The organism is Sphingobium boeckii (assembly GCF_014199215.1).
Lineage (GTDB): Bacteria > Pseudomonadota > Alphaproteobacteria > Sphingomonadales > Sphingomonadaceae > Sphingobium_A > Sphingobium_A boeckii.
Window position 1 is genome coordinate 530,074 of sequence record NZ_JACIJC010000004.1, and the last position, 22,481, is coordinate 552,554.

The window sequence follows — 22,481 nt, forward strand, 5'->3', positions numbered from 1 at the left end:
TTGTCGCGCACCCTCGGACGCTTTTGGTTACACAGTGCGCGAGACACTGACACCAGCCGGAAGGGCGCGCATTCCTTGCCCCGCACACTCGACGCCCGCCACGATCGCTTCGCGCTGAAATCGCCCTTCCGCATTGCGCGGGGCGTGAAGACCGAGGCCGATGTGATCACCGTCACGATCACCGAAGACGGAGCGGCCGGGCGCGGCGAGGGTGTCCCCTATTCCCGTTATGGCGAGAGCGTGGCCAGCGCGCTGGCCGAGATCGAGACCATCCGCAGCGCCATCGCGGACGGCGCGGATCGCCAGACTTTGCTCGCCCTGCTGCCCCCCGGCGCCGCGCGCAATGCGGTCGATTGCGCGCTGTGGGATCTGGAGGCGCAGCGCACCGGCCGGAGCGTCGCGGACCTCCTCGACGCCCCCCAGCCCCTCGCCATCCCCACCGCGCTCACCGTGGTGATCGACACGCCCGAGGCCATGGCCCGCGCCGCCGCCGCCATCGCCCATGTCCCGCTGATCAAGGTGAAGGTCGATGCGCATGATCCCGCCGCGCAGATCCGTGCCGTCCGCACCGCCGCCCCCGGCCCCGCGCTGATCGTCGATCCCAATGAAAGCTGGGACCGTGCGCTGATGGAATCGCTCCAGCCTTTGCTCGCCGAGCTGCGCGTGGCGCTGCTCGAACAGCCGGTGCCCGCCGGAGAGGACGCCTGGCTGGAAGATTTCGCCCCGCGCGTTCCCATCTGTGCGGATGAAGCGATCCATGTCGCCGCCGATCTCGATGTGGTCGCGCGCCGCTATCAGGCGGTGAACGTCAAACTGGACAAGGCCGGCGGCCTCACCGCAGCGCTGGATCTCGCTTATGCCGCGCGCGCGCGGGGTATGGGGCTGATGACCGGCTGCATGATCTGCTCCTCGCTCTCGATCGCCCCGGCATTGCATATCGCGCGGCTCTCCGATTTCGCCGATCTTGATGGGCCGCTCTGGCTCCGGGAAGATCGTATCGGTGGCGTCAGCGACACGGGTGGTATACTCGCCCCGCCCGCGCCGGGCTTCTGGGGGTAGGATGCGCAAGGGCCGCACAGCACGCCTCATCGCGCTGGCCGCGATCATCGGCACCTCGCTCAGTATCCAGCCCGTCCCCGCCCAGGCCGATCTGCTGATCCGGGGTGGCACGATCTATACCGGCACCAGCGCGCCCTTCATCGGTGATGTGCTGATCGCCGGGGATCGCATCCAGCGGGTCGCGCCGCATATTGCCGCCCGCGCGCGCCGCACGATCGAGGCTGCGGGCATGATCGTCGCTCCCGGCTTCATCGATCCGCACACCCATGCGGATGCTATGCTCACCTCCGATGGTGCGCAGGAACGGCTTGTCCTCCCCTTCCTCATGCAGGGTGTCACGACCGCCTTCATCGGCAATGACGGCGGCGGCGGGCCGAATATCGCGCGCCTGTTCGCGGCGGTGGCGGACAAGCCCGTGGGCATCAATTTCGCGGCCTATGTCGGCTTCGGATCGGTCCGCGCGGCCGTGCTGGGCCAGTCCGATCGGACGCCCACGCCGGACGAATTGGCGCACATGCGACAGATCACCGCCAAGGCGATGTGCGAAGGCGCCATCGGCGTGTCCACCGGACTCTTCTATGCGCCACAGAGCTTTGCCAAAACGGATGAAGTGGTCGCCATCGCGCGCGAGGCCGCCATCCGCGGCGGCTTTTACGACAGCCATATCCGCGATGAATCCAGCTACACCATCGGGCTGATGGCCGCGATCGAGGAGGCGATCGGGATCGGCCGCAGCGCGAAAATGCCCGTCCATATCGCGCATATCAAGGCGCTCGGCGCGGATGTGCAGGGGCAGGCACCCAGGGTGATCGCAATGGTCGAAGCCGCCCGCACACGCGGCGAAAACGTCACCGCCGATCAATATCCCTGGTCGGCCTCGGGCACGCGGCTGGTCGCCGCGCTCATTCCCGCCTGGGCGCAGGAGGGCGGCTATCAGGCGCTGCGCAAGCGCCTGCACGATCCTGCGCTTGCGGTCCGTCTGCGCGCCGAGATCACCGAGACGATGCGCAAACGCGGCGGTGCCGCCAGCCTGCTGATCACCGATGGCCCCCATAAGGGCCGGACCGTGGCGCAGATCGCCGCAGCCGCGCAGATTGATCCCATAGCCGCCGCAATCCGGCTCATCCAGGAATCCGATTTCGCGCTCGCCTCCTTCAACCAGAGCGAGCCCGATATCGCCGCCTTCATGAAGCGCCCCTGGGTGATGACCGGCTCGGACGCCTCCCCCGGCCACCCCCGCGTCTACGGCTCCTTTGCGCGCAAATATGCCAAATATGTGGTGGCGGATCGGGTCATCACGCTGCGCCAGTTCATCGAGCGCAGCGCCACGCTGACCGCCGACACCTTCAAACTGAAAGACCGCGGCCGCCTCCGCCGCGGCGCCTTTGCCGATGTCGTGATCTTCGATCCGAAAACCTATGCCGCCCGCGCCACTTACGATCAGCCGAAACTCTTCGCCACGGGCGTCCAGACCGTCATCGTCAACGGCACGATCGCCATCGATCACGGCAAACCCACCGCCGCCGCCCCCGGCCGCCCGCTCCCCCATAGGCCAAAGGGGCATTGCTCATGATCCGCGCCTGGCTCGCCATCCCCTTATGGAAACGCGTGATCGGCGGCCTCGTCCTTGGCCTGATCTTCGCGCTCGTCTGGCCGTCCGCCACGCCCGCGGTCGCCTTCATGGGCGATCTCTTCGTCCGCGCGATCCGGATGCTCGTTGCCCCGATCGTACTCGTCACCATCGCGGCGGGGATCACAGCGCTTGCCGATCCCAAACGGCTGGGGAGGCTTGGCGGCCGCACCATCGGCCTGTTCGCTCTCACTACCGCGATCGCGGTCTCGGTGGGCATGGCCGTCGCCACGCTGATCGGCCCCGGCGTGGGCGCGCCGCTCGGCACCGCGGCACCTCATGCGCTGGGCGATCCCGTCACGCCCTATCAGCAATTGATCGGCATCATCCCGCTCAACATCGTCGATGCGCTGGCCAAGGGGGACATGCTCGCCCTGATCTTCGTCGCGATCCTGCTCGGCGTGGGCACGGTGGTCGCGGGCGAACCGGGCAAACCCTTCGCCGCGCTGCTGCAATCCGCCTCCGCCGTTCTGCTCCGCATCGTCGGGATCGTGATGGAGGCCACGCCCTTCGGCGTGTTCGCGCTGATCGCCAATGCCGTCGCGGCCAATGGCGCGGCGATGTTCGTCCATGTCGGCTGGCTCGCACTCGCGGTAGTGCTGGGATCGCTGATCCAGACGGTCGTGGTGCACAGCCTGATCCTGCGTTTTCTCGCGCGCCTCCCGGTGCTGCCCTTCTTCCGCAAGATCATCGATGCCTTGGTCGTCGCTTTTTCCACCGCGTCGAGCTCGGCCACGCTCCCCGTGGCGATGCGCGTGGCGGAGAAAAACCTCGGTATCGGCCGCCCCGTCTTTTCCACCGTGCTCCCGCTGGGCGCGAGCATCGGCAAGGATGGCACCGCCATGTATGTCGGGCTGCTCAGCATCTTCGCGCTGCAGGCGTTCGGCACGCCGATGACGCCACAGGTCTATGCGGTCGTCCTGCTCACCGGCGCACTCGCCGCCTTCGGCACCGCCCCCGTCCCCTCCGCCTCGCTCTTCATGCTCGCCGCCGTGCTGTCCGCCGTCGGCATCGCACCCGAGCAGACCGCGCTGGTCGTCGGCTTCGTCCTCCCCTTCGATCGCCTGCTCGACATGACCCGCACCGTGCCCAGCGCCAGCGCCAACCTCACCGTGGCCACCACGGTCGCGCGCTGGGAAGGGGAATTGGACGAGGAAGTGTATCGGTCGGGGGAACCGTCATCGCGGACCTGATCCGGAATTGGGTCATAATCTGTAAGTGTAAGCCTGTTAACGACCACTCTCGGTCATTCCTTTCCGCCTCCGCAACGCCCGATTGCGGACGCTCATTCCAATGGGCATACAATGCTGCTGTGTTTATCGAGCGAGCCTTCACCGAGCGAGAGAGCCTATCCGATCGCGATCTGGATCGACTCCGCATGAGCCTTGTCGATCAGGTGCAGCGTTATGAATATGGAATACGGAACTATCCGCCCGACCGAATGGAATCGCACGGAAAGCCGTTCCTCGCTCGCCTTCGTCAGAAAGTATTTGACGTGGACGCTACCATATTGGCTCGTGCGAACGCCAGCTAAGCGCTGCCCCTCACCCGAAAGTCGCCAGTCCGCAAACCACCATTTTCCGTCATTCCCGCGAACGCGGGAATCCCGCTTCTTCTTTGTGTCATTGCATAGCAGTCGCTCAAAGTTGCAGAGCCGAAAAAGAAAACAGAAGCGGGATTCCCGCATCCGCGGGAATGACGTCGTGTAATTGCCGACTTCCACCAACCTTCGCCGCTCCAGCTCCGAAGCAAGATACAGCTTCGACAGGCTCCGTCCGAGCGGCGTTGGCGCGCCCTCAATCCCCCACCACCAGACGGCCCGAAACCCACACCCGTCGCACCGCATATAGATCCTCGATCCGCTCATCCGGCCGCCCCGCCACCAGCACCAGATCGGCGCCGCGTCCGCGTGCGATCCGGCCATCGCGGCCCTGCCGATCCATGATCCGCGCACTGCCCACCGTCGCCGCGCTCAAAGCCTGGCGCGGGGTGAAGCCAAGCCCCGTCAGCAGCCGGATCTCGCGCACCGTCGCCAGGCCGGGATAGACGCCGCCGATCCCCGTATCCGTGCCGATCCCGATCGGGAGCCCCGCCGCATGGAGGATCCGCACATTCTCCCGCATGATCGCCCAGCGCTGCGCGTCATAGTCCGCGATCGGCTCGATCGGCGCGGCGCGGCGCGCCTCTTCGCGCGCGCGATCCTCCGGCCGCAGCCGGTCCCATTCGGCGGGCAGGAGCTGGCGGTCCGGCTGCGGCTCATACACCGCCAGCGTCGGCACATAGGCCATGCCGCTCGCCCGCATCAGCGCGATCAGTTCGCCGTCCGCCAGCGCATCGCCCACGCCATGCACCACCGCATCCACCCCCGCGCGCGCCGCCATTTTCGCGCCCGCCAGCGTCACGGTATGCGTCACCACGGGCACACCCTGCGCGTGCGCCGCCTGCACGATGGCGGAGAGCGTCGGCAGATCCATGTCGCTCTTGTCGCCCCCGCGGCCATAGCGCCAGCCATCGGCGAACACCTTGATCACATCGGGCCTGAAGGGCAGCAACCGCGCCATCGCCGCGCGCGCTTCCTCCGGCGTGGTCGCGAGCGTGGTGATCGCGCGCACGAAATCGGATTCGGTGCCATGCCCGCCCGGCACGCCGACGCGCAGCGCGAGCGCCAGATGGGCCGCCTTCACCGCCGGATCGGCCGCCACCGCGCGGATCGCCGCCAGTCGATCGCCGCCCACCGAATATTCGTTCATGGCGGTGACGCCGCTTTCCAGAAACGGCCGGTGCGCCGCGCTCAGCGTCTCGGCGCTGGCGAAGGCTTCGGGGATCGTATGGATGTGGAGATCGTGCAGTCCGGGGATCAGCGTCATGCCGCGCGCGTCGATCACCCGCGCCTCGGGCACGGTCAGCCGGCGGCCCATCGCCGCGATCCGGTCCCGCCGGATCAGCACGTCCAGCACCCGCGCCGGCGTGCCCGTCCCGTCGAACACGCGCGCGCCGCGGATCAGCGTCGCGCGCTCGATCAGCACCGATCCGGCGCAGGCGAGGAACAGCACCAGCCCCAACGCATTGCGCATCCAGCGTATCATCTCTGCGCGTCGATCCGGATCATGTGCCATCCTTGAAGCCAGTAACTCTGCACGGCAAGTGCCTTCACTGCGCATGACACACACCGTTCGGGCTCAGCCCGAGCGGCATTTGGAGCTATTCCCTCCCGATGCCGTGGCTATTTCCTCTCGCCGCCATTCGCTTTACGCTTGCCCCATGAAGATCATCCCCGCCGCATGTCTCATCCTGCTATTCACACCGCTCCCCGCCGCCGCGCAACAGACCCTGCAACAGCGCGTCGAGGCGCGGCTGAAAGCCGTCGGCCCCGGCCCCCGCTTCGGGCTGGTGATCGCCACCGCGGATGGCAGGGAGATCATCGCCATCGCGCCCGATGACCGCTTCATTCCGGCGTCCAACACCAAGATGTTCACCACCGCCGCCGCCTTCGCCACGCTGCCCGCGCTCGACCAGCCGGACGCCACGGGCGGCGCTGCGGTGCGGCTGGAGGGCAAGAACAAGCGCCGGCCCGATGTCATTCTGGAGGGCCATGGCGACGCCCGCCTCTCCAGCGCGCCCGGCTGCGTGGACAACTGCCTCGCCGCGCTCGCCGACGCGGTCGCCGCCCGGACCCGCACCGTCGGCGACATCATCGGCGACGACATGCTGTTTCCCGATCAGCGCTGGAGCCCCGGCATGAGCTGGAACAACATCCCCACCCGCTCGGGCACGGCGACCTCGGCCCTCACACTCGACGATAACGAACTGGAACTGTTCGTCGCCCCCGGCGCGGCAGGTTCGGCCCCGATCGTCACCGCCCCGTTGCGTTATTACACCATCCAGAACCATGCGGTCACCATAGCCGAGGGCAAGACCGCAGTGGATTTCGATCGCGCGCCGGGCAGCATGACGCTGCGGATCACCGGCACGATCGCGCTGGGCACCGAACCCCAACGGCTCCGCCCCGCAATCGACGATCCGGCTTATTATGCGGCATGGCGTTTCAAAGCGCTGCTCGAAGCGCGCGGCGTGCGCGTGAAGGGTCGGATCGGCGTGCGGCATCGCCCGCTGCTCCCTGCGGACGATCCCGCGCAGCGCGGCGACGCCTCGCCCGCGCGCCCGCCGGAACGGCCCGTGCTCGCGCGCCTCGTCCCGCCGCCGCTCGGTCTCGATCTCGTCACCACCAACAAGGTCAGCCACAATCTCCATGCCGAACTGCTGCTGCGTCGTGTCGGCCTGCAAGCCGGCACCGGTTCGATCGCCGATGGCCAGGCCGCCATCCGCAATATGCTGACCAGCGCGGGCGTGCCGCGCACCGCTTACGATTTTTCCGATGGTTCGGGCATGTCCACCTATAACCGCGTCGCGCCGCGCGGCATGGTGATCTTCCTGCGCTGGATCGCCGCCCAGCCCTGGGGCAGCGCCTGGCGTGACACGCTCCCGATCGCCGGCATGGACGGCACGCTCGCCAACCGCTTCCGGGCCACCAGCCTCGAACGCCGCCTCTTTGCCAAGACCGGCACATTGAATGCCACCAACGCGCTCTCGGGCTATATGATCGCCAAAAGCGGTCGCACGCTGACCTTTTCCATCTACGCCAACGACGTCCCCGAGGGCGTCAGCGCCACCCCCGCGATGGACGCCGCGCTGGAGTTGGTGGCGGCGGAGAATTGAATTCGCCGGCTAAATCCGTTTGTCCCGATCTTATTCCCTGCGGATTTTTAACCCGTTTGTCCCGAGCGAAGTCGAGGGACGTGGGAACTGTCACCACGTCCCTCGACCTTGGTTTATCCTGAGCGCCTGCCTTGCAGGCAGTCGAAGGGCTCGGGACAAACGGATTCATAAGGCGGGGTCAGGGAATTACCCTCACCCCATCACCGCCCCCCCCGTCGCCACGCGCAGATCCTTGATCCCGGTCTCCACATGCCGGGTCGGATGCACCCGGTTGGTCAGCAGCGTCCACGCCAGCCCGCGTTCGAAATCCACCCACAGGCCCGTGCCGGTGAAGCCGGTATGCCCGATCGTATCATCCGAACAGGCGTCGCCGCCATGCCAGCCGGCAAAGCGTCTTTCCCAGCCCGCCGTGCGATCGCCATTCATCCGCGTGCGCATCATCTCCAGCATCCAGGGCGAGGCACCGCTGCCATCGAGCAGACCCTGCGCAAAGCCGAGTACCCCCGCCACCGTGCCGAACAATCCGGCATGGCCCGCAGCCCCGCCCAGCGCATAGGCATTCTCGTCATGCACTTCGCCCTTGATCACGCGCCCGCGCCACGAACACTGCTCCGTCGCCACCGCCAGCCCCGGCGGCGGGCCATAGCGCAGCCCCGGCCCCAGCGGCCAATCGGATAGCGGCGCGCCGGTAATCCGCTCGATCGCGATCCCCAGCAGGATGAAATTATTGTCCGAATAGACGCTCGGCCCATGCCGCCATTCGCGCTGCAGCACGAAGGCGCGCAGCGTCGCCGGATCGCCGCCATAGGTGTAAAGCGGTTCCACCGCGGGCAGGAAGGTGTGATGCGCCAGGCATTGCCGGAAGGTCAGCCGCCGCTCCGCCGCGCCCGCCACATCATATTGGCGCAGGTCGGGGATCGCATCGGTCAGCGGCCGATCCAGATCGATCCGCCCCTGTTCGGCCAGCGTCAGGATCATCGTGGTGGTGGCGATCACCTTGCTCACCGAAGCCAGATCGAACCAGTGATCCGCGCTCAGCGCCTCCGGCTCCGGCATCAGCGCGGCCATGCCGACATGCCGCACCGCGCGCTCCCCCGCGGCATTCACGATCCCCAGCGCCGCGCACGGGATCCGCCCCGCCGCCACCGCCGCGGCGGCGGGCGCAAAGCCCCGCTCCACCATCGCCTCGATCATGCCCATTCGCTCCCTGTCCGATCTTTCAGGCCTGCGGATAGCGCGCCTTGATGCCGAGATACCACTGTTACAAAAAAATGACCGTATATCTGTGTTTTGGCTTGCCAAACCGATCATATGGCGTGAGATTTTCCTTCTGCTCTACAGGAGCGGACCGCTTGGGAAGGCGGGATCAAGGGGGAAATTATGCGATATTCCAAAGCGATGCGTGCTGTTCTGGCTTCGGGTTCGGCCCTGGCCGGCCTCATGGCCTGTGGTTCGGGAACGGCCTGGGCGCAATCCACGCCCGTTGGAGACACCGTCGAATCCGGGGAAATCCTGGTCACCGGCTCGCGCATCGTGCGCGATGGCTTCGAGGCGCCGACGCCCGTGACCGTGCTCAGCCTGGATGAAATCCAGAACCAGTCACCGAGCAACAACATCGCTGATTTCGTCAACCAATTGCCATCGCTCGCCGGCTCGACCCGACCGGCCAACTCGCGCCTCAATTTGAGCAGCGGACAGGCGGGCATCAACGCGCTCAACCTGCGCAACCTCGGCGAAATCCGCACGCTGGTGCTGCTCGACGGGCGTCGTTCGGTCGGCTCGACGATCACAGGCCTGGTCGATGTCAACACGATCCCGCAGTCGCTGATCAAAAGCGTGGAAGTCGTCACGGGCGGCGCATCGGCGGCTTATGGCTCCGATGCGGTCGCCGGTGTCGTCAACTTCATTCTCGACAAGAAATATGAAGGCATCAAGGCCAGCGCGGATAGCGGCATCACCACATATGGCGATGGCGGCAATTATTCATTCAACGCAGCACTCGGCAAGTCGTTTGCGGGCGGGCGCGGCCATATCCTGCTCAGCGGCGAGATCGCGCATCGCGATGGAATTTTCGAAGTGGACCGCGCCTGGAACGCGACCGGCTATGTGCGTATTCAGGATCCGGCTTGGGTGTCGGGCGTCAGCACCACGCCGCGCTACCTGATCCGCCGCCAGGTCGGCGCTGCGAACTCGACGCCGGGCGGCCTGATCACAGGCTCGGCCGGCGGCGTGGCAAACCGGTTGCGCGGCACGTATTTCGGCCAGGGCGGGCAGGCGCTGCAATATCAATATGGCGCACTGACCTATCCTTCGCCCGCCGGCGCTTCGGCCCCCACCCTCACACAAGGCGGCTCCTGGCAGGTCAATGATTCCGGGCGTCGTATCGGCCTTGATCCGGAAGACGATCGCCACGGCTTCTTCGGCCGGTTGAGCTACGAGGTCTCGGATGGCGTGGAATTGTTTGCCGAAGCCTCCTACAACAAGCAGAAAGTGCGCTTCAACGCCGGCCCGAATTTGGCGACGGGCATCACGCTTCAGGCCGACAACGCCTTTCTGATCAATGCGCTAACCCCCGCGCAGCGTGCCGGCATCACCAGTGTGACGCTCGCGACGACTGCGGCAGATCTCCCCTTCCGCGGCGTGGCGAACGACCGCGAGGTTCAGCGCTACGTGATCGGTGCCGAGGGCGAGTTCCAGGCGTTCGGCAAAGCGGCGCATTGGGATATCTATGGGCAATATGGCCGTGCCAAGATGCACGAGGAATTGACCAACATCATGCACACCGCACGGACGGCGGCGGCCACCGATGCGGTATTCGCGGCAACAGGCAATCCGGGCGGCTATGCTGTGGGTTCGATCCAGTGCCGCATCAATGTCGATGTGAGCACCACGAATAACGATCCCAATTGCCGGCCTCTCAATCGCCTGGGCATCGGCGTCGCCGATCCTGCGGCCATCGCCTATATTCTGGGCAATCCCTATCGCGACGAGATCGCCGAGCAGATCGTCACCGGTGCCAATCTGTCGCTCACGCCGTTCGCCACCTGGGCCGGTGATGTGAGCATCGCCATCGGCGGCGAATATCGTGAAGAGAAGATCAGCGGCTTCGTTCCGCCCGAGTTCCAGCCGACCGTCACGGCCAATCCGGCGGGCGGCCTCACCACGGCGAACACCTGGTCAGTCGGCAATTATCTGCCGACCAATGGCAAATATAATGTGAAGGAAGCCTATCTCGAAGCCGTCGTGCCGCTGGGTTTCGGTCTCGAACTCAACGGCGCGGTGCGCGCGACCGATTATTCCACCTCGGGCTATGTCACGACGTGGAAAGCCGGTGCCACCTGGCAGCCGATCGAGGATATCCGGTTCCGTGTCACGCGTTCACGCGATATCCGTGCCCCGAATCTCAACGAACTGTATCAGGCCGGTTCGTCGAACACCGATGCCGTGACCAATCCGTTCGGGGCGGGAAGCGGTCCCAATGGCGGCATTTACGGGGCGAGCATCTCTTATTCGGCGCTCAATCTGGGCAATCCCGATCTGCGCGCAGAAAAGGCGGATTCGTGGAATATCGGTGGCATCTTCTCGCCCCGGTTTCTGCCCGGCTTCAACCTGTCGGTCGATTACTTCCGCATCGACGTGGATGACGCGATCGACACGCTCACCGCGCAGGATATCGTCAATCGGTGCGCAGAAGGGCGGACTGAATATTGCGCGGCCATCACGCAGGATCCGAATAATGCGTCGCGTATCCTCATCCGCAGCCAGCCGTTCAATTTCGCGCGCAAGCTGGTGCGCGGCATCGACATCGACGCTTCCTATCGACTGCCTCTGGACAAGCTGTTCGCCAACGGAGACGGCAGTGTCACGCTGCGCGGCGTGGCGACGCGCTATATCGAAAATCTCAACGACACCGGCATTCCCGGCGTCATTGTGGTCGATACAGTCGGTGCCAATGGCGGTCAGTATAGCACGCCGAAATGGATTTTCCGTGGCAGCGCCAGCTATGAAACGCCGAGCTTCTCGATCACCGCAGTCGGCCGCGGGGTGAGTGCCGGCAAATATCTCGCTAACGCCATCGAGTGCCAGACCGGCTGCCCGCTCACCACCACAGCGGCGCAATTTCAAACCTATGATGAAAATCACGTCAAAGGCTTGTTCTACGTCGATCTCAACCTGACGCAGAAGATCGCCTTCGGCAGCAAATCCGAAGCGCAATTCTTCCTCAACGTGACCAATGTGTTCAACAAGAGCCCGTTGTTGCTGCCCGAAACAGGCCTGGCGGCGAACAGCACCTATTCGGACATGCTGGGTCGTCAGTTCCGTTTCGGTCTCCGCATCGAGATGCGCTGATCTAACGGCGAAATGGAGCCTCGCGGATCGTCACGCGAGGCTCCATCATTGCGGCGCAGGTGTCGCCGCTGCTGGCGCGCACTTGGTCTTGTCACCCGCCAGGCAGGCCGCGGTATCAGCCTCCCATTTCGCTTTCTTCTCCGCATTCTCGCGGTTCACGCGCGCGGTGTCGGCTTCATATTGGGCCTTGGCGGCGTCATAAGTGCGACGCTGGTCCGCGGCCGCTTTGGCCCGGGCGTCGCGCTGCGCCTGATATTGCTGCAGGCGGGTCTGCGCCTTTTGTCGCTCCCCCGCATTGATCGCAGCGGACTCCGCATCCGTCCCGGCTTCCACCACCGGCGCGGCGACGGCAGCGGGCACGGTAACGGGCGTGGCGGGTGCCGGCGCGGATGGCGGCAGTTCGACGGGCACCAGCCGGGAGAGCGGCTCGCGCGCCGATGTCGAATGCGTGCTGTTGGATTGCACGGCGCTCGCGGGCGGCGCGGCGCTCAGCAGCACCAGCGCGGCCATAGCGACTGGGAAGATGCGGGTCATCGGGCGATCCTTTGCTTGATCCTGCGGCCTGCCATCATGGCAGAGCCGCGCGGCCGGGGCAATTTTCCGCATGGTGTCCGCGCATGACCCGCCTTGCAATCCGGACCCGCACACCCATCTGATCCATGCGGTCCTCACCGCGTCCCAATACCCCTTGAAACCTAAGAACATATATGGAACAGACCATTTCATGCTGACTCATATATCGGTGCGTGGTGCGCGCGAACATAATCTCAAGGGCGTCGACGTGGAGATCCCGCGTGATACGCTGACCGTCATCACCGGCCTGTCGGGCAGCGGCAAATCGTCGCTCGCCTTCGACACCATCTATGCCGAGGGGCAGCGCCGCTATGTGGAGTCGCTCTCGGCCTACGCGCGCCAGTTTCTGGAGATGATGCAGAAGCCTGATGTCGATCATATCGAAGGGCTCAGCCCCGCCATCTCGATCGAGCAGAAGACCACCAGCCGCAATCCGCGCTCCACGGTCGCCACGGTCACCGAGATCTATGATTACATGCGCCTGCTGTGGGCGCGCACCGGCATTCCCTATTCCCCCGCCACCGGCCTGCCGATCGCCGCGCAGACCGTGAGCCAGATGGTCGATCGCGTGATGCTGCTGCCCGAAGGCACGCGCGCCTATCTGCTCGCCCCCGTCGTGCGCGGCCGCAAGGGCGAGTATCGCAAGGAGATGCTCGAATGGCAGAAAGCGGGCTTCACCCGCGTCCGCATCGACGGCGAATTTTACGAGATCGACGAAGCCCCCGCGCTCGACAAGAAATACAAGCACGACATCGAAGTGGTGGTCGATCGCATCGTGGTGCGCGAGGGCATCGAAACGCGGCTCGCGGACAGTTTCGAAACCGCGCTCAAGCTGGCCGAAGGGCTGGCCTATGTGGATCTGGCGGATGGGACTGTTTCTGCGCTGACATCTCTTGGTAAGATTGCAGACGCAGATACCGTTCAGGCTGAGCCTGTCGAAGCCCTTTCTTCTTCTGTCCAGGAGAAGGGCAAGGAAGGGGCTTCGACAAGCTCAGCCCGAACGGGCATGAAAAACACCGGCATTCCCGAAAACCGCATCGTCTTTTCCGAGAAATTCGCCTGCCCCGTCTCGGGCTTCACGATCGCAGAGATCGAGCCGCGGCTCTTCTCCTTCAACGCTCCCCAGGGTGCCTGCCCGGCCTGCGACGGCCTCGGCGAAAAATTGCTGTTCGACGAGGATCTCGTCGTCCCCAATCACGCGCTCAGCATCAAGAAGGGCGCGGTGGTCCCCTGGGCCAAATCCAATCCGCCCAGCCCTTATTACATGCAGGTGCTCGGCAGCCTCGCCAAGGAATTCGGCTTCGATCTGGAGACGCCCTGGGCCGATCTTCCCGGCGAGGTGAAGCTCATCATCCTGCATGGCACCGGCGGCCGACCCGTCACCCTGCGCTTCATGGACGGTCGCAAATCCTATGAGGTCAAGAAGGCGTTCGAGGGCGTCATCGGCAATCTCAACCGCCGTCTGCTGCAGACCGACAGCGCCTGGATGCGCGAGGAACTCTCCAAATATCAATCCTCCGCCCCCTGCGAAGTGTGCGACGGCGCGCGATTGAAGCCCGAGGCGCTCGCGGTGAAGGTCGCCATGACCACGATCAGCGACGTTACCCGTCTCTCCGTGGTCGATGCGCTCGATTTCTTCTCCACCCTGCTGCCCAAGCTCTCCTCCCAGCAGGCGCAGATCGCCGAACGCATCCTGAAGGAAATCCTCGAGCGTCTGGGTTTCCTCAACAATGTCGGGCTGGATTACCTCAATCTCAACCGTACCTCCGGAACCCTCTCCGGCGGGGAATCCCAGCGCATCCGCCTCGCGAGCCAGATAGGTTCGGGATTGTCCGGCGTTTTATACGTTTTGGATGAACCAAGCATCGGCCTGCATCAGCGCGATAATGATATGCTGCTCGCCACGCTCCGCCGTCTGCGCGATCTCGGCAATACCGTGCTGGTGGTCGAGCATGACGAGGACGCCATCCGCACCGCGGACCATATCATCGACATGGGGCCGGGCGCGGGCGTGCATGGCGGCGAGATCGTCGCGCAGGGGTCGCTCGAAGACATTCTGTCCAACACCAACAGCCTGACGGGCGATTATCTTTCGGGCCGCCGCCAGGTCCCCGTCCCGGCCAAGCGCCGCAAGGGCAATGGCAAGAAGCTCACGGTCCACAATGCCACCGCGAACAACCTCCAGAACGTCACCGCGAGCATCCCGCTCGGCACCTTCACCTGCATCACCGGCGTCTCCGGCTCGGGCAAGTCCAGCTTCACCGTGGACACGCTTTATGCCGCCTCCGCCCGTGCGCTGAACGGCGCGCGGATGATCGCGGGCAAGCATGAAAAGATCACCGGCCTCGAACATCTCGACAAGGTGATCGACATCGATCAATCCCCCATCGGCCGCACCCCGCGCAGCAATCCCGCCACCTATACCGGCAGCTTCACCAATATCCGCGACTGGTTCGCCGGCCTCCCCGAAAGCGGTGCGCGCGGCTACAAGCCCGGCCGCTTCAGCTTCAATGTGAAGGGCGGTCGCTGCGAAGCGTGCCAGGGCGATGGCGTGCTCAAGATCGAGATGCACTTCCTCCCGGACGTCTATGTCACCTGCGACGTCTGCCACGGCGCGCGCTACAATCGCGAGACGCTCGAGGTGAAGTTCAAGGGCAAGTCCATCGCCGACGTGCTGGACATGACAGTCGAGGATGCGGTCGAATTCTTCAAGGCCGTGCCCAATATCCGCGACAAGATGGCGATGCTCGCCGAAGTCGGTCTCGGCTATGTCAAGGTCGGGCAACAGGCGACCACATTGAGCGGCGGCGAGGCGCAGCGCGTCAAGCTCGCCAAGGAACTCAGCCGCCGCGCCACCGGCAACACGCTCTACATCCTCGACGAACCCACCACCGGCCTGCATTTCGAAGATGTCCGCAAGCTGCTGGAGGTGCTCCATGCGCTGGTCGAGCAGGGCAATAGCGTGGTGGTGATCGAGCATAATCTCGACGTGATCAAGACCGCGGACTGGATCATCGATCTCGGCCCCGAAGGCGGCGTGAAGGGCGGCGAGATCGTGGCAGAGGGCACGCCGGAAAAGGTGGCCAAGGCACCGCGCAGCTTCACGGGGAAGTATCTGGCGCCGTTGCTGGGGATGAAGGCGCAAATGGCGGAGGCCCAGGCGGCGGAGTAAACGCCTCTCCCGGCCTTCCGGATGGGTCTTGCCAGTCCGCCACTTGGCGGCGCAATCATGTCCCTTCCCGAAACGAGGAAAAGCCGTGCCGCAGGATGAACCGCCGCCCCCCGCCTATCGCCCGGCTTTCGAAGCGGCCCTGCGACTCCTCGCGCGGGTCAGCGAGGATATGGCGGCTCTGGGCTATGCCCGTCCCGTTCTCGTCGGCGGCGGGGCGGCTGAATATTACTCCGCGAGCGCGCTGATGACCGGCGATATCGATCTGTGTTCGCCGCTTCAGGATGCGCTTGAAGCAGTGATGCGGGATCATGGGTTCGTGCGGCCCAGCGGTCCCGGCATGGCGACGCGGGGCTGGATTCACCCCGAATATGGCCTGGGGTTCGAGATTGTGGCGTCGGTTCCGATGGATGGCGCGGTCGATCGCGATCACATATTTCTGGTGGAGGGCATGGAGAAGGGGGCAGCCTTTTCCATCATATCCGTGGAAGATCTCATCGCCGATCGCATGGGTCAATATGCGTCGGGAAGCGCGCCGGAAATGCGCGGTCAGGCGCGCATCCTGTTTGCGCTTCATCCCGACGCTGATCTGCTGTATCTGGAGAAACGGATACGAACGGAAACTTTTGACGCTTATGGCATCGAAGCTCTCAAAGCCTGAGACGGCACCGGACTGGTCCGGCCCCCGCATTTCCCATCCGGATTTCGCGGCAAAGCTGGCTGCGCGCCGCGCCGCCCTGAATCATCCCGAACTCCCCCGCAACACGGGTAAGCGCCGCACCGCCAGCAAAAAGGCGCTGCTCAAGGCGATCGAAAAGAGCGGCGGCACTTGGTGAGCCTGTAATCCGGATGCGATCGGGAACGCGGGTCCAATATCATTGGATGGCCGCCGTGCGAACCCGATCTTCTCAGTTCGCGCGGAGACGCAGGGGCGCGGAGGTGCGGCAATACAGAGAGAACATAGGCAATCCCTCCCCGGCACGGGGAGGTGGCAGGCGCAGCCTGACGGAGGGGCAGTCGTCGCGCTGAAATTAGGACGACATCGCATCCTGCCACTGCCCCTCCACCGCAAGCGGTCCCCCTCCCCGTTCCGGGGAGCAATAAGAAACTCTGCGTCCTCCTTCCTTCTCCGCGCCCCGCGCCTCCGCGTGAACCCTCGCATGTTCCTCTTTTGTTCTTTCCTACACGCCCCAATTCTGCCTAACTTCCCGGTTGCACCCCAACCAGGAGGCGAAGATGACCTATATTTCCAAGACCATCGATCACGATCAGCCCGAAGAGGACGCCGAAAGCCTGCGCTGGACCGCGTCCAAGCAGCGCACTTTCCTCGAAACCCTGTCCTTTTACGGCAATGTCCGCATCGCCGCCGCGCAATGCTTCATGAGCACGCGCGCCTGTTATAATCTGCGGGTGCGCCATGATGGGGCGGCGTTCAACATGGGCTGGAATGCGGCGATCCTCATCGCGCGCGGGCGGCTGCTCGATGAGCTGATGATCCGCGCGCTCGACGGGCAGCGCGATACGATCGAGCGGGACGAGGAGGGCCGCGTCGCCGCGCGCCATCGGTTCGACAATCGCCTGGCGCTGGGTCTGCTCACCCGGCTCGATCGCGTGGCCGATGCGCCGGTGGCGGGCAGCGAGTCCGCCGAGGCGCGCACGGTGGCGCAGGATTTCGAGGCGTTTCTCGCTCTGGTCGAGGCGGGCGGCCAGGGCGAGGAAGCCAGGGCCTTCGTCGCCGCGCGCACGCCGGTTGATGCGGACGCCGATGCGGAGACACAAGCGGCCGCGGAAACGGCGGAATCGCAGCGCCATGGACGGTGTGAACATTGCCTCAAATTCCATGACGCGAGTGCGGCGGAATGCAGCGCCGATCCCGATATCCTGGGGGCCATCTTGCTTGGCGAATTCGCCCGCGAGCTCTGCGTCTGGCGCGAGGGTGAAGATGCGTCGGTGCCGCCGGCCTATTGGGGCGATTATCTCACCAATTTCCCGCCGCCCGAAGGCTTCGAAGGCACGCAGAACGGCGTGTATGGCATGGATGACGATTACAGCCGCACGCTCACGCCCGAGGAGCGCGCGATGGCGGATGCCAAGGAGGCCTCGGACACGGCGAACCTCGTCTGGGCCGGAGAAATGGCCCGTTTGCGCTGGTTCGGCCTGCCCGATGGACGGGATGAGGAGGATGAACAGGCGGATGAGGACGATGAGGTGCGTGCGGCAGGCGGCGAATCCGCGACGACGGCCTTGGCGGAGGCGTGATGCGCCCGGCCGGATTTTCGCCGTCGAGGCGCGCGCACCTTCCATCCGCTTGTCCCGAGCGTAGTCGAGGGACGTTGGAACTGCCACAACCGGAGGGTTCGCGCAGAGGCATCGCGAACGCAGAACGCGCAAAGCAAAGCCCGCCCTTCTCCCCTCCTTCGCGCCCTCTGCTGTCCTTTGCGCCTCTGCGCGAACCGGCGATGATCGGGTCCTACATGAACGCCGATGAGCCGGCCACCATGTCCCCTTACGGGACATGTCCGGCCCGTTCCGCCCATGCTATGTCGCTTTCCAGCCCCTTCGCCGCGCGAGTCCATGCCCGGGATCGCACCGCGCCGCACGGATGGCTCCAGTCGTTGCGTCTCCCATGCGTTTGCGTGCGCGTCCACGGCCGGCGTCGCCATTCCGGCGGCGTGGTCCGTCCATCAGGGGATCATCACCATGAAGTCATTCGCATTCTCCGGCGCGCTGTGCGCCCTGTCGCTCGCCCTCGCCGCCCCCGCCGCCCCCGCCGCGGCGCAGGATTCGTCCTACACCTGGGGCGATTATTGGGACGTGTCCGAGATCGAGATCATCGATGGGCAGGAGGAGAATTACATGGATTTCCTCAGCAGCCAGTGGAAGAAAACGCAGGAATTTTCCAAGAGCAAGGGCTGGATCAAGGATTACCGCGTCGTCGCCAACATCTATGCGCGCGACGGCGAGGCGGATCTGTATCTGATCACCGTCTATGCCGATGTGCCCAGCGCCGGCGAAATGGCGCGGCGGGACAAGGAATATGAGTCCTTCATGGCCCGGAACAGCCGCACCCTGACCGCCGAAAGCGGCGCGCGCGGCACGATGCGCAAGCAGATGGGCAGCCAGATGCTGCAGGAGGTGAAATTGAAATAGGGCGCATCGAGAGACGCGGGCGGGCGGTCAGGCCTTTTTCAGGCTCTCGATTGCCCGCGCCGCGATCATCGTGCCCAGGATCGCCGCCCCCTGCCCCAGGTCGACCGCCGCCTTGCCCGCGGGTGGCGGGGTCGCGGCGGACTTGGGCTTGGTGCTGTCCCTGATCGCTTCGGACAGCGCGGCTAGGCCCGCCGCGGCGATGCTGGCGACCAGCGGGTGGCGCATCAGATCGACCAGCGCGCCGCCCTCTTCGCGCAGCATCTTGGGGATGGTCACCCCGGCGATGTGCTTGGGCAATTTGGTGGGTTTGGTCTTTTTCGCGGCCTTGTCAGCCTTGGTCTTCTTGGTCTTGGCCATGACGGAATCCTTTGATCTCAGGAGTGTATTATCGGAATAAAACACTAAAAAGTCAAGAACCGCGTGGTTTGAACCCCGGTCGCCAGGTGCTGGTCACGGGCTTGAACCGTTCGGCCACATCGTCCTCGCCGTCATGGGCCAGCGCGATGTCGGTCCAGGAGCGGCTGGAGAAATCGAAGCGGGCGGGGTCGATTGATTTGTCGAGCTGGATGCCGAATTGCTTGCCATTGACCCAGCGGACATGGCCGGTCACTTCGCCCAGCGGCCCCATCACCACGGTCACCGTCTCTCCGGCCAGCGGCGGCGGATCGGCGCGGCCGCCCATGCCGGTGGATGAAATGTTGCGGATCGCGGCCTTCAGCGGCGGCCGTCCCGCCCGGTTGATGGTCGCCGCGAAGAAGCGCCCGGTGCGTTTGGCGCGTGTGGGGGGATCCTCTCCATCAGGGGTGTCCGGCGCGGTCATGATCCGGGTGTATATCGGCCCCATGCGGATTGCGGAAGGGCCGCCGGATCAGCGCCGGTCGAGCAGGCGGGCGATGGCCTCGTGATTGGGGCTTTCGTCGCCAAATTCGGTCTCCAGTGCGCGGCGGATGCCTTCCAACTGGCCTTCGCCGAGATGCTCGATTCCGATGAATTCATTGCGGGCATCGGTGACCGCACGGATGAGTTCGTCCAATTTGGCCTGGATGGCGCTGGCATCCCGGTTCTGGGCGTTCTGAATGAGGAACACCATGAGGAAGGTAATGATCGTCGTCGAAGTATTGATCACAAGCTGCCAGGTATCGGACCAGCCGAAAATCGGGCCGCTGCACGCCCAGATGATGACGGCGGACAGCGCGATCACGAAGGCGGGCGGCCGCCCGGCCCATCCCGCCACCGCTTGGGCCACATGCTCAAATGTCCGGTTCATTCTTACCCTCCCGCTTGTGCAGGAGGTGCATAAGCCAATGCCGTCGCGGCGCAATCGTTCAACGGGTACGAAAGCCCGGCCGCCAGGTGCTGGACATCGGCTTGAACCGGTCCGCCACGTCGCCGGGATCGTAGCGGGGAGTCACTTCTTCCCACGAGCGCCCGGAGAAATTGAATTTCGACGTGTCGATCGATCCGTCCAGCTTTACGCCGAAACGGTTGCCCGTCACCCAGCGCACCTCGCCTTCGACATCGCCGACACCCGAAAGGTTGATCTTCACGATCATCCCCAGCGGCGGCGGCACCTCCGCCCGGGCACCAAGGCCGTGGGGGGAGACATTGCGCACCGCAATCTGCTGCGGCGGCAGACCCGGCATTTCCATGGTCGCCGCAAAAAAGCGGCTGCTCCGGACTTCACGTCCGGGCTGCCCATCCGGCAAATCGCCGGTTCCAGTAATCGGGTAAGCAGCGCCCATCGTGCCCGTTTCCGCAAGTCTATGTCTCGAAACAATAAAACGGCATTCATAAGGATTTGTGAAGGGCGGGACGCAAAAGGATTTCAGAGGGCGGCGCGCAAACAGAAATGGGGGCTGGCATCGCTGCCAGCCCCCACTGCGCCGAGCTTCAAACGACCTCGCGTTGCCGCGCGTCCATTCTCACTCAGGCGTCGGTGCTTTCCAACCCTCGCTTCCGGCCCGAAAGCCTTTCACGCTGGTTCGTTCACCGGCCCTTCTTGGAGCATCGCCCGATTCCGTCGCTTGCGCTCCGGCCGTTACGACACCACTTCCGGCGCCCTTGCCTTGGTTTCCTGCCCGAATTCCTTGCGGTTTTCCGTCATTCCGCCTCAGCGTCGTAGTGAGCTTTGCTGCCTTGGTTTCCCTCGGAAGCCTCTCTTCCACACTCCTAAGCTGTCATGGAATGCGAGTCGCACCAAGCGGAAAACAGGGGGTCCAGGCTGTGGATAATGGGGATATCGGGGATAAGTTTCCAGGGCCGCGATTCGGGCCAAGGGATGCGGGCTGATTAGGCCGCCGCACCGCTTGGGGCAAGCCATTGGGCACGCCATGGCGCATCGGAAAGGGGCAGCATCTGGATAAATTGGCAATTTAAAAATAATTATCCTTATAAATCATACACTTACTTTGTTGTTTCAGGTTCATGCAACCTCTGTATCCTTGGCCGCGTTCTGCACTCGAATTAATCGAGATCAAGGGAGTTCGTTATGCGTAATCTTTTTATGGCCTTGGGCGCTGCGTCGCTTCTCATTCCGGCGTCGATGGTGGTGCCCACCGACCACGCCGATGCAAAACGCAAGCGCAACTATGAATATCGCGAATGGCGCGACAACCGCGGCCGTATGCGCTGCCAGAAGTCCAACGGCACGGTCGGCATGATCGTGGGCGGTGCGGGTGGTGCTCTGGTCGGCCGCGCTGTCGATACCCGCGGTGAACGCACGACGGGCACGATATTGGGTGCCGTTGCAGGTGCCGTGGTCGGCAAGTCGATCGATAGCAAGCGCACCTGCCGCTAAGCCAGCGCGCTGCAATGTGATCGGGGCGGATTGTCATCAGGCAATCCGCCCCGATTGCGTTAACCGTCCGCAGGCCATAGAAAAATGCAGGCACATCGCGCGACGCCACAAAGGGAGAAGGTTTTGAAGAGCACCCTGGTGCGTGCCGCCATGGCAATCACATTCCTGGCACCCGCTATGGCGGTAGCAGGCGCGCCACCCGCGCCCTTGACGCCGATCGACTGCTTCACGCCGCTGGCTTCACCGCAATTGTGGAAGCCCGTGCAAGCGCCGACTTTGGACACGGCATTTTTCCGCCAGCTTCCACCCGGCTTTGCCATGCCTACAGATCACCTGTCGCGCCATCTTATGCGCGAATATGGTGCGATTTTGGTGTCGCGCGGTGCCGATGTGCGACCGGTGACCGTGCTGTTCGCCGATGAAGCGGCGGTGACGGCGTGGCAGGCGACCGTGCCGATGAAGACTGCGATCGTGGGCGGAATCGCCGTGACGCTGCAATCGCGCGCGATGGAGGCGCTGCAGGCGGCGATCAAGGAAGCCAGCGCCGCGAAACTCGCGATCACCCCCGCGGGCGCGGATGCGGCGCGGCGCAATTATGCGCGGACTATCATCAACTGGAAAAGCCGGGTCGATGGCGGGCTGGCACACTGGCGCGCGGCAAAGAAGCTGGATCAGGCCAAAGTGGACGCGATCACCAGATTGTCCCCCGCGGCCCAGATTCCCCGCATCCTGGCGCTGGAAGAACAAGGCCTGTGCTTCGCCACCTTGCGCGACAAGACCATATTGCGCTCCGTCGCCGCGCCCGGATCGTCCCAACATGTCTTTATGCTGGCCCTGGATGTGAAGCAACATGCCGATCCGCGCGTCCGCGCGATCCTCGCGCGCCATGGCTGGTTTCAGACCGTGGTGACCGATGCCCCGCACTTCACTTATCTCGGCACCGACAGCGCCAGTGTGTCGCTGCTCGGACTCAAACGCGTCACGGCAGCCAAGCGCGACTATTGGGTGCCTGACATCAATTAAAGCGAGGACATGCC

General features: G+C 64.5%; 19 protein-coding genes. 12 read left to right on the forward strand and 7 right to left on the reverse strand.

The genetic code is table 11. The features are described 5' to 3' along the window. Window positions 1-75 precede the first annotated feature (75 nt). The 3 genes from dgcA to FHS49_RS14055 are packed head-to-tail and all read left to right on the forward strand — an operon-like array spanning window position 76 to window position 3,882. Entirely contained in the window at window positions 76-1,059 is a 984-nt protein-coding gene (gene dgcA, locus FHS49_RS14045) for an N-acetyl-D-Glu racemase DgcA (RefSeq protein WP_184019596.1), read from the forward strand. Window position 1,060: 1 nt separating this feature from the next. Continuing rightward, the gene (locus tag FHS49_RS14050; RefSeq protein ID WP_184019598.1) at window positions 1,061-2,632 is read left to right on the forward strand and encodes an N-acyl-D-amino-acid deacylase family protein; all 1,572 of its coding nucleotides are present in this window, start codon (window positions 1,061-1,063) and stop codon (window positions 2,630-2,632) included. Then, the gene (locus FHS49_RS14055) at window positions 2,629-3,882 is read left to right on the forward strand and encodes a dicarboxylate/amino acid:cation symporter (protein ID WP_343052986.1); all 1,254 of its coding nucleotides are present in this window, start codon (window positions 2,629-2,631) and stop codon (window positions 3,880-3,882) included. The genes FHS49_RS14050 and FHS49_RS14055 overlap by 4 nt, the downstream gene beginning before the upstream one ends. 603 nt (window positions 3,883-4,485) lie before the next feature. Here the strand turns inward: FHS49_RS14055 and FHS49_RS14060 are convergent. Continuing rightward, window positions 4,486-5,763: an amidohydrolase family protein gene (locus tag FHS49_RS14060; protein WP_184019609.1), complete on the reverse strand. Its 1,278-nt coding sequence runs from the start codon at window positions 5,761-5,763 to the stop codon at window positions 4,486-4,488. Window positions 5,764-5,950: 187 nt separating this feature from the next. Between FHS49_RS14060 and dacB the strand changes: the two genes are divergently transcribed. Further along, the gene (dacB, locus tag FHS49_RS14065) at window positions 5,951-7,405 is read left to right on the forward strand and encodes a D-alanyl-D-alanine carboxypeptidase/D-alanyl-D-alanine endopeptidase (RefSeq protein ID WP_184019611.1); all 1,455 of its coding nucleotides are present in this window, start codon (window positions 5,951-5,953) and stop codon (window positions 7,403-7,405) included. A 192-nt stretch (window positions 7,406-7,597) separates the two neighbouring features. Here the strand turns inward: dacB and FHS49_RS14070 are convergent, their stop codons facing one another. After that, window positions 7,598-8,605: a serine hydrolase domain-containing protein gene (locus FHS49_RS14070; RefSeq protein ID WP_425502692.1), complete on the reverse strand. Its 1,008-nt coding sequence runs from the start codon at window positions 8,603-8,605 to the stop codon at window positions 7,598-7,600. Between the two features lie 180 nt (window positions 8,606-8,785). Here FHS49_RS14070 and FHS49_RS14075 point away from each other — a divergent pair, with 180 nt between their 5' ends. After that, entirely contained in the window at window positions 8,786-11,755 is a 2,970-nt protein-coding gene (locus FHS49_RS14075; protein ID WP_184019615.1) for a TonB-dependent receptor plug domain-containing protein, read from the forward strand. A gap of 45 nt (window positions 11,756-11,800) precedes the next feature. Here the strand turns inward: FHS49_RS14075 and FHS49_RS14080 are convergent, their stop codons facing one another. After that, window positions 11,801-12,289, reverse strand: a complete 489-nt coding sequence (locus tag FHS49_RS14080; RefSeq protein WP_184019617.1) for a hypothetical protein — start codon at window positions 12,287-12,289, stop codon at window positions 11,801-11,803. A gap of 190 nt (window positions 12,290-12,479) precedes the next feature. On the opposite strand from FHS49_RS14080, the gene uvrA reads away from it, so the two are divergent. The 5 genes from uvrA to FHS49_RS14105 all read left to right on the forward strand — a co-directional run bounded on the left by uvrA (window position 12,480) and on the right by FHS49_RS14105 (window position 18,647). Further along, complete coding sequence (gene uvrA, locus FHS49_RS14085; protein ID WP_184019619.1) at window positions 12,480-15,500, forward strand: excinuclease ABC subunit UvrA; 3,021 nt, start codon at window positions 12,480-12,482, stop codon at window positions 15,498-15,500. An 85-nt stretch (window positions 15,501-15,585) separates the two neighbouring features. Beyond that, on the forward strand, window positions 15,586-16,158 hold the full coding sequence (locus FHS49_RS14090) for a hypothetical protein (RefSeq protein WP_184019621.1): 573 nt from the start codon (window positions 15,586-15,588) through the stop codon (window positions 16,156-16,158). Next, window positions 16,133-16,333 (forward strand): hypothetical protein, encoded by a 201-nt coding sequence (locus tag FHS49_RS14095; protein WP_184019623.1) that lies wholly within the window; start codon window positions 16,133-16,135, stop codon window positions 16,331-16,333. Before FHS49_RS14090 ends, FHS49_RS14095 begins: the two co-directional genes overlap by 26 nt. 400 nt (window positions 16,334-16,733) lie before the next feature. Continuing rightward, a complete protein-coding gene (locus tag FHS49_RS14100) occupies window positions 16,734-17,756 on the forward strand; it encodes a hypothetical protein (RefSeq protein ID WP_184019625.1) in 1,023 nt (340 codons plus the stop codon). Between the two features lie 441 nt (window positions 17,757-18,197). After that, the gene (locus FHS49_RS14105; protein WP_184019627.1) at window positions 18,198-18,647 is read left to right on the forward strand and encodes a hypothetical protein; all 450 of its coding nucleotides are present in this window, start codon (window positions 18,198-18,200) and stop codon (window positions 18,645-18,647) included. Window positions 18,648-18,674: 27 nt separating this feature from the next. Here FHS49_RS14105 and FHS49_RS14110 read toward each other — a convergent pair whose 3' ends face one another. Genes FHS49_RS14110 through FHS49_RS14125 form a run of 4 tightly spaced genes read right to left on the reverse strand, consistent with a single transcriptional unit; the run spans window position 18,675 to window position 20,296 of the window. After that, complete coding sequence (locus FHS49_RS14110; RefSeq protein WP_184019629.1) at window positions 18,675-19,004, reverse strand: hypothetical protein; 330 nt, start codon at window positions 19,002-19,004, stop codon at window positions 18,675-18,677. A 52-nt stretch (window positions 19,005-19,056) separates the two neighbouring features. Further along, complete coding sequence (locus FHS49_RS14115) at window positions 19,057-19,467, reverse strand: PilZ domain-containing protein (RefSeq protein ID WP_184019631.1); 411 nt, start codon at window positions 19,465-19,467, stop codon at window positions 19,057-19,059. 48 nt (window positions 19,468-19,515) lie between these two features. Next, entirely contained in the window at window positions 19,516-19,914 is a 399-nt protein-coding gene (locus tag FHS49_RS14120) for a low affinity iron permease family protein (RefSeq protein ID WP_184019633.1), read from the reverse strand. A gap of 58 nt (window positions 19,915-19,972) precedes the next feature. Next, window positions 19,973-20,296, reverse strand: a complete 324-nt coding sequence (locus FHS49_RS14125) for a PilZ domain-containing protein (protein WP_184019634.1) — start codon at window positions 20,294-20,296, stop codon at window positions 19,973-19,975. An 839-nt stretch (window positions 20,297-21,135) separates the two neighbouring features. On the opposite strand from FHS49_RS14125, the gene FHS49_RS14130 reads away from it, so the two are divergent. Continuing rightward, window positions 21,136-21,444, forward strand: coding sequence for a glycine zipper 2TM domain-containing protein (locus FHS49_RS14130; RefSeq protein ID WP_184019635.1), 309 nt, complete (start codon window positions 21,136-21,138; stop codon window positions 21,442-21,444). A 123-nt stretch (window positions 21,445-21,567) separates the two neighbouring features. Next, window positions 21,568-22,467 carry a hypothetical protein gene (locus FHS49_RS14135; RefSeq protein WP_184019637.1) on the forward strand — a complete coding sequence of 300 codons (900 nt, stop codon included), beginning with the start codon at window positions 21,568-21,570 and terminating at the stop codon, window positions 22,465-22,467. The last annotated feature ends 14 nt before the right edge of the window (window positions 22,468-22,481 follow it).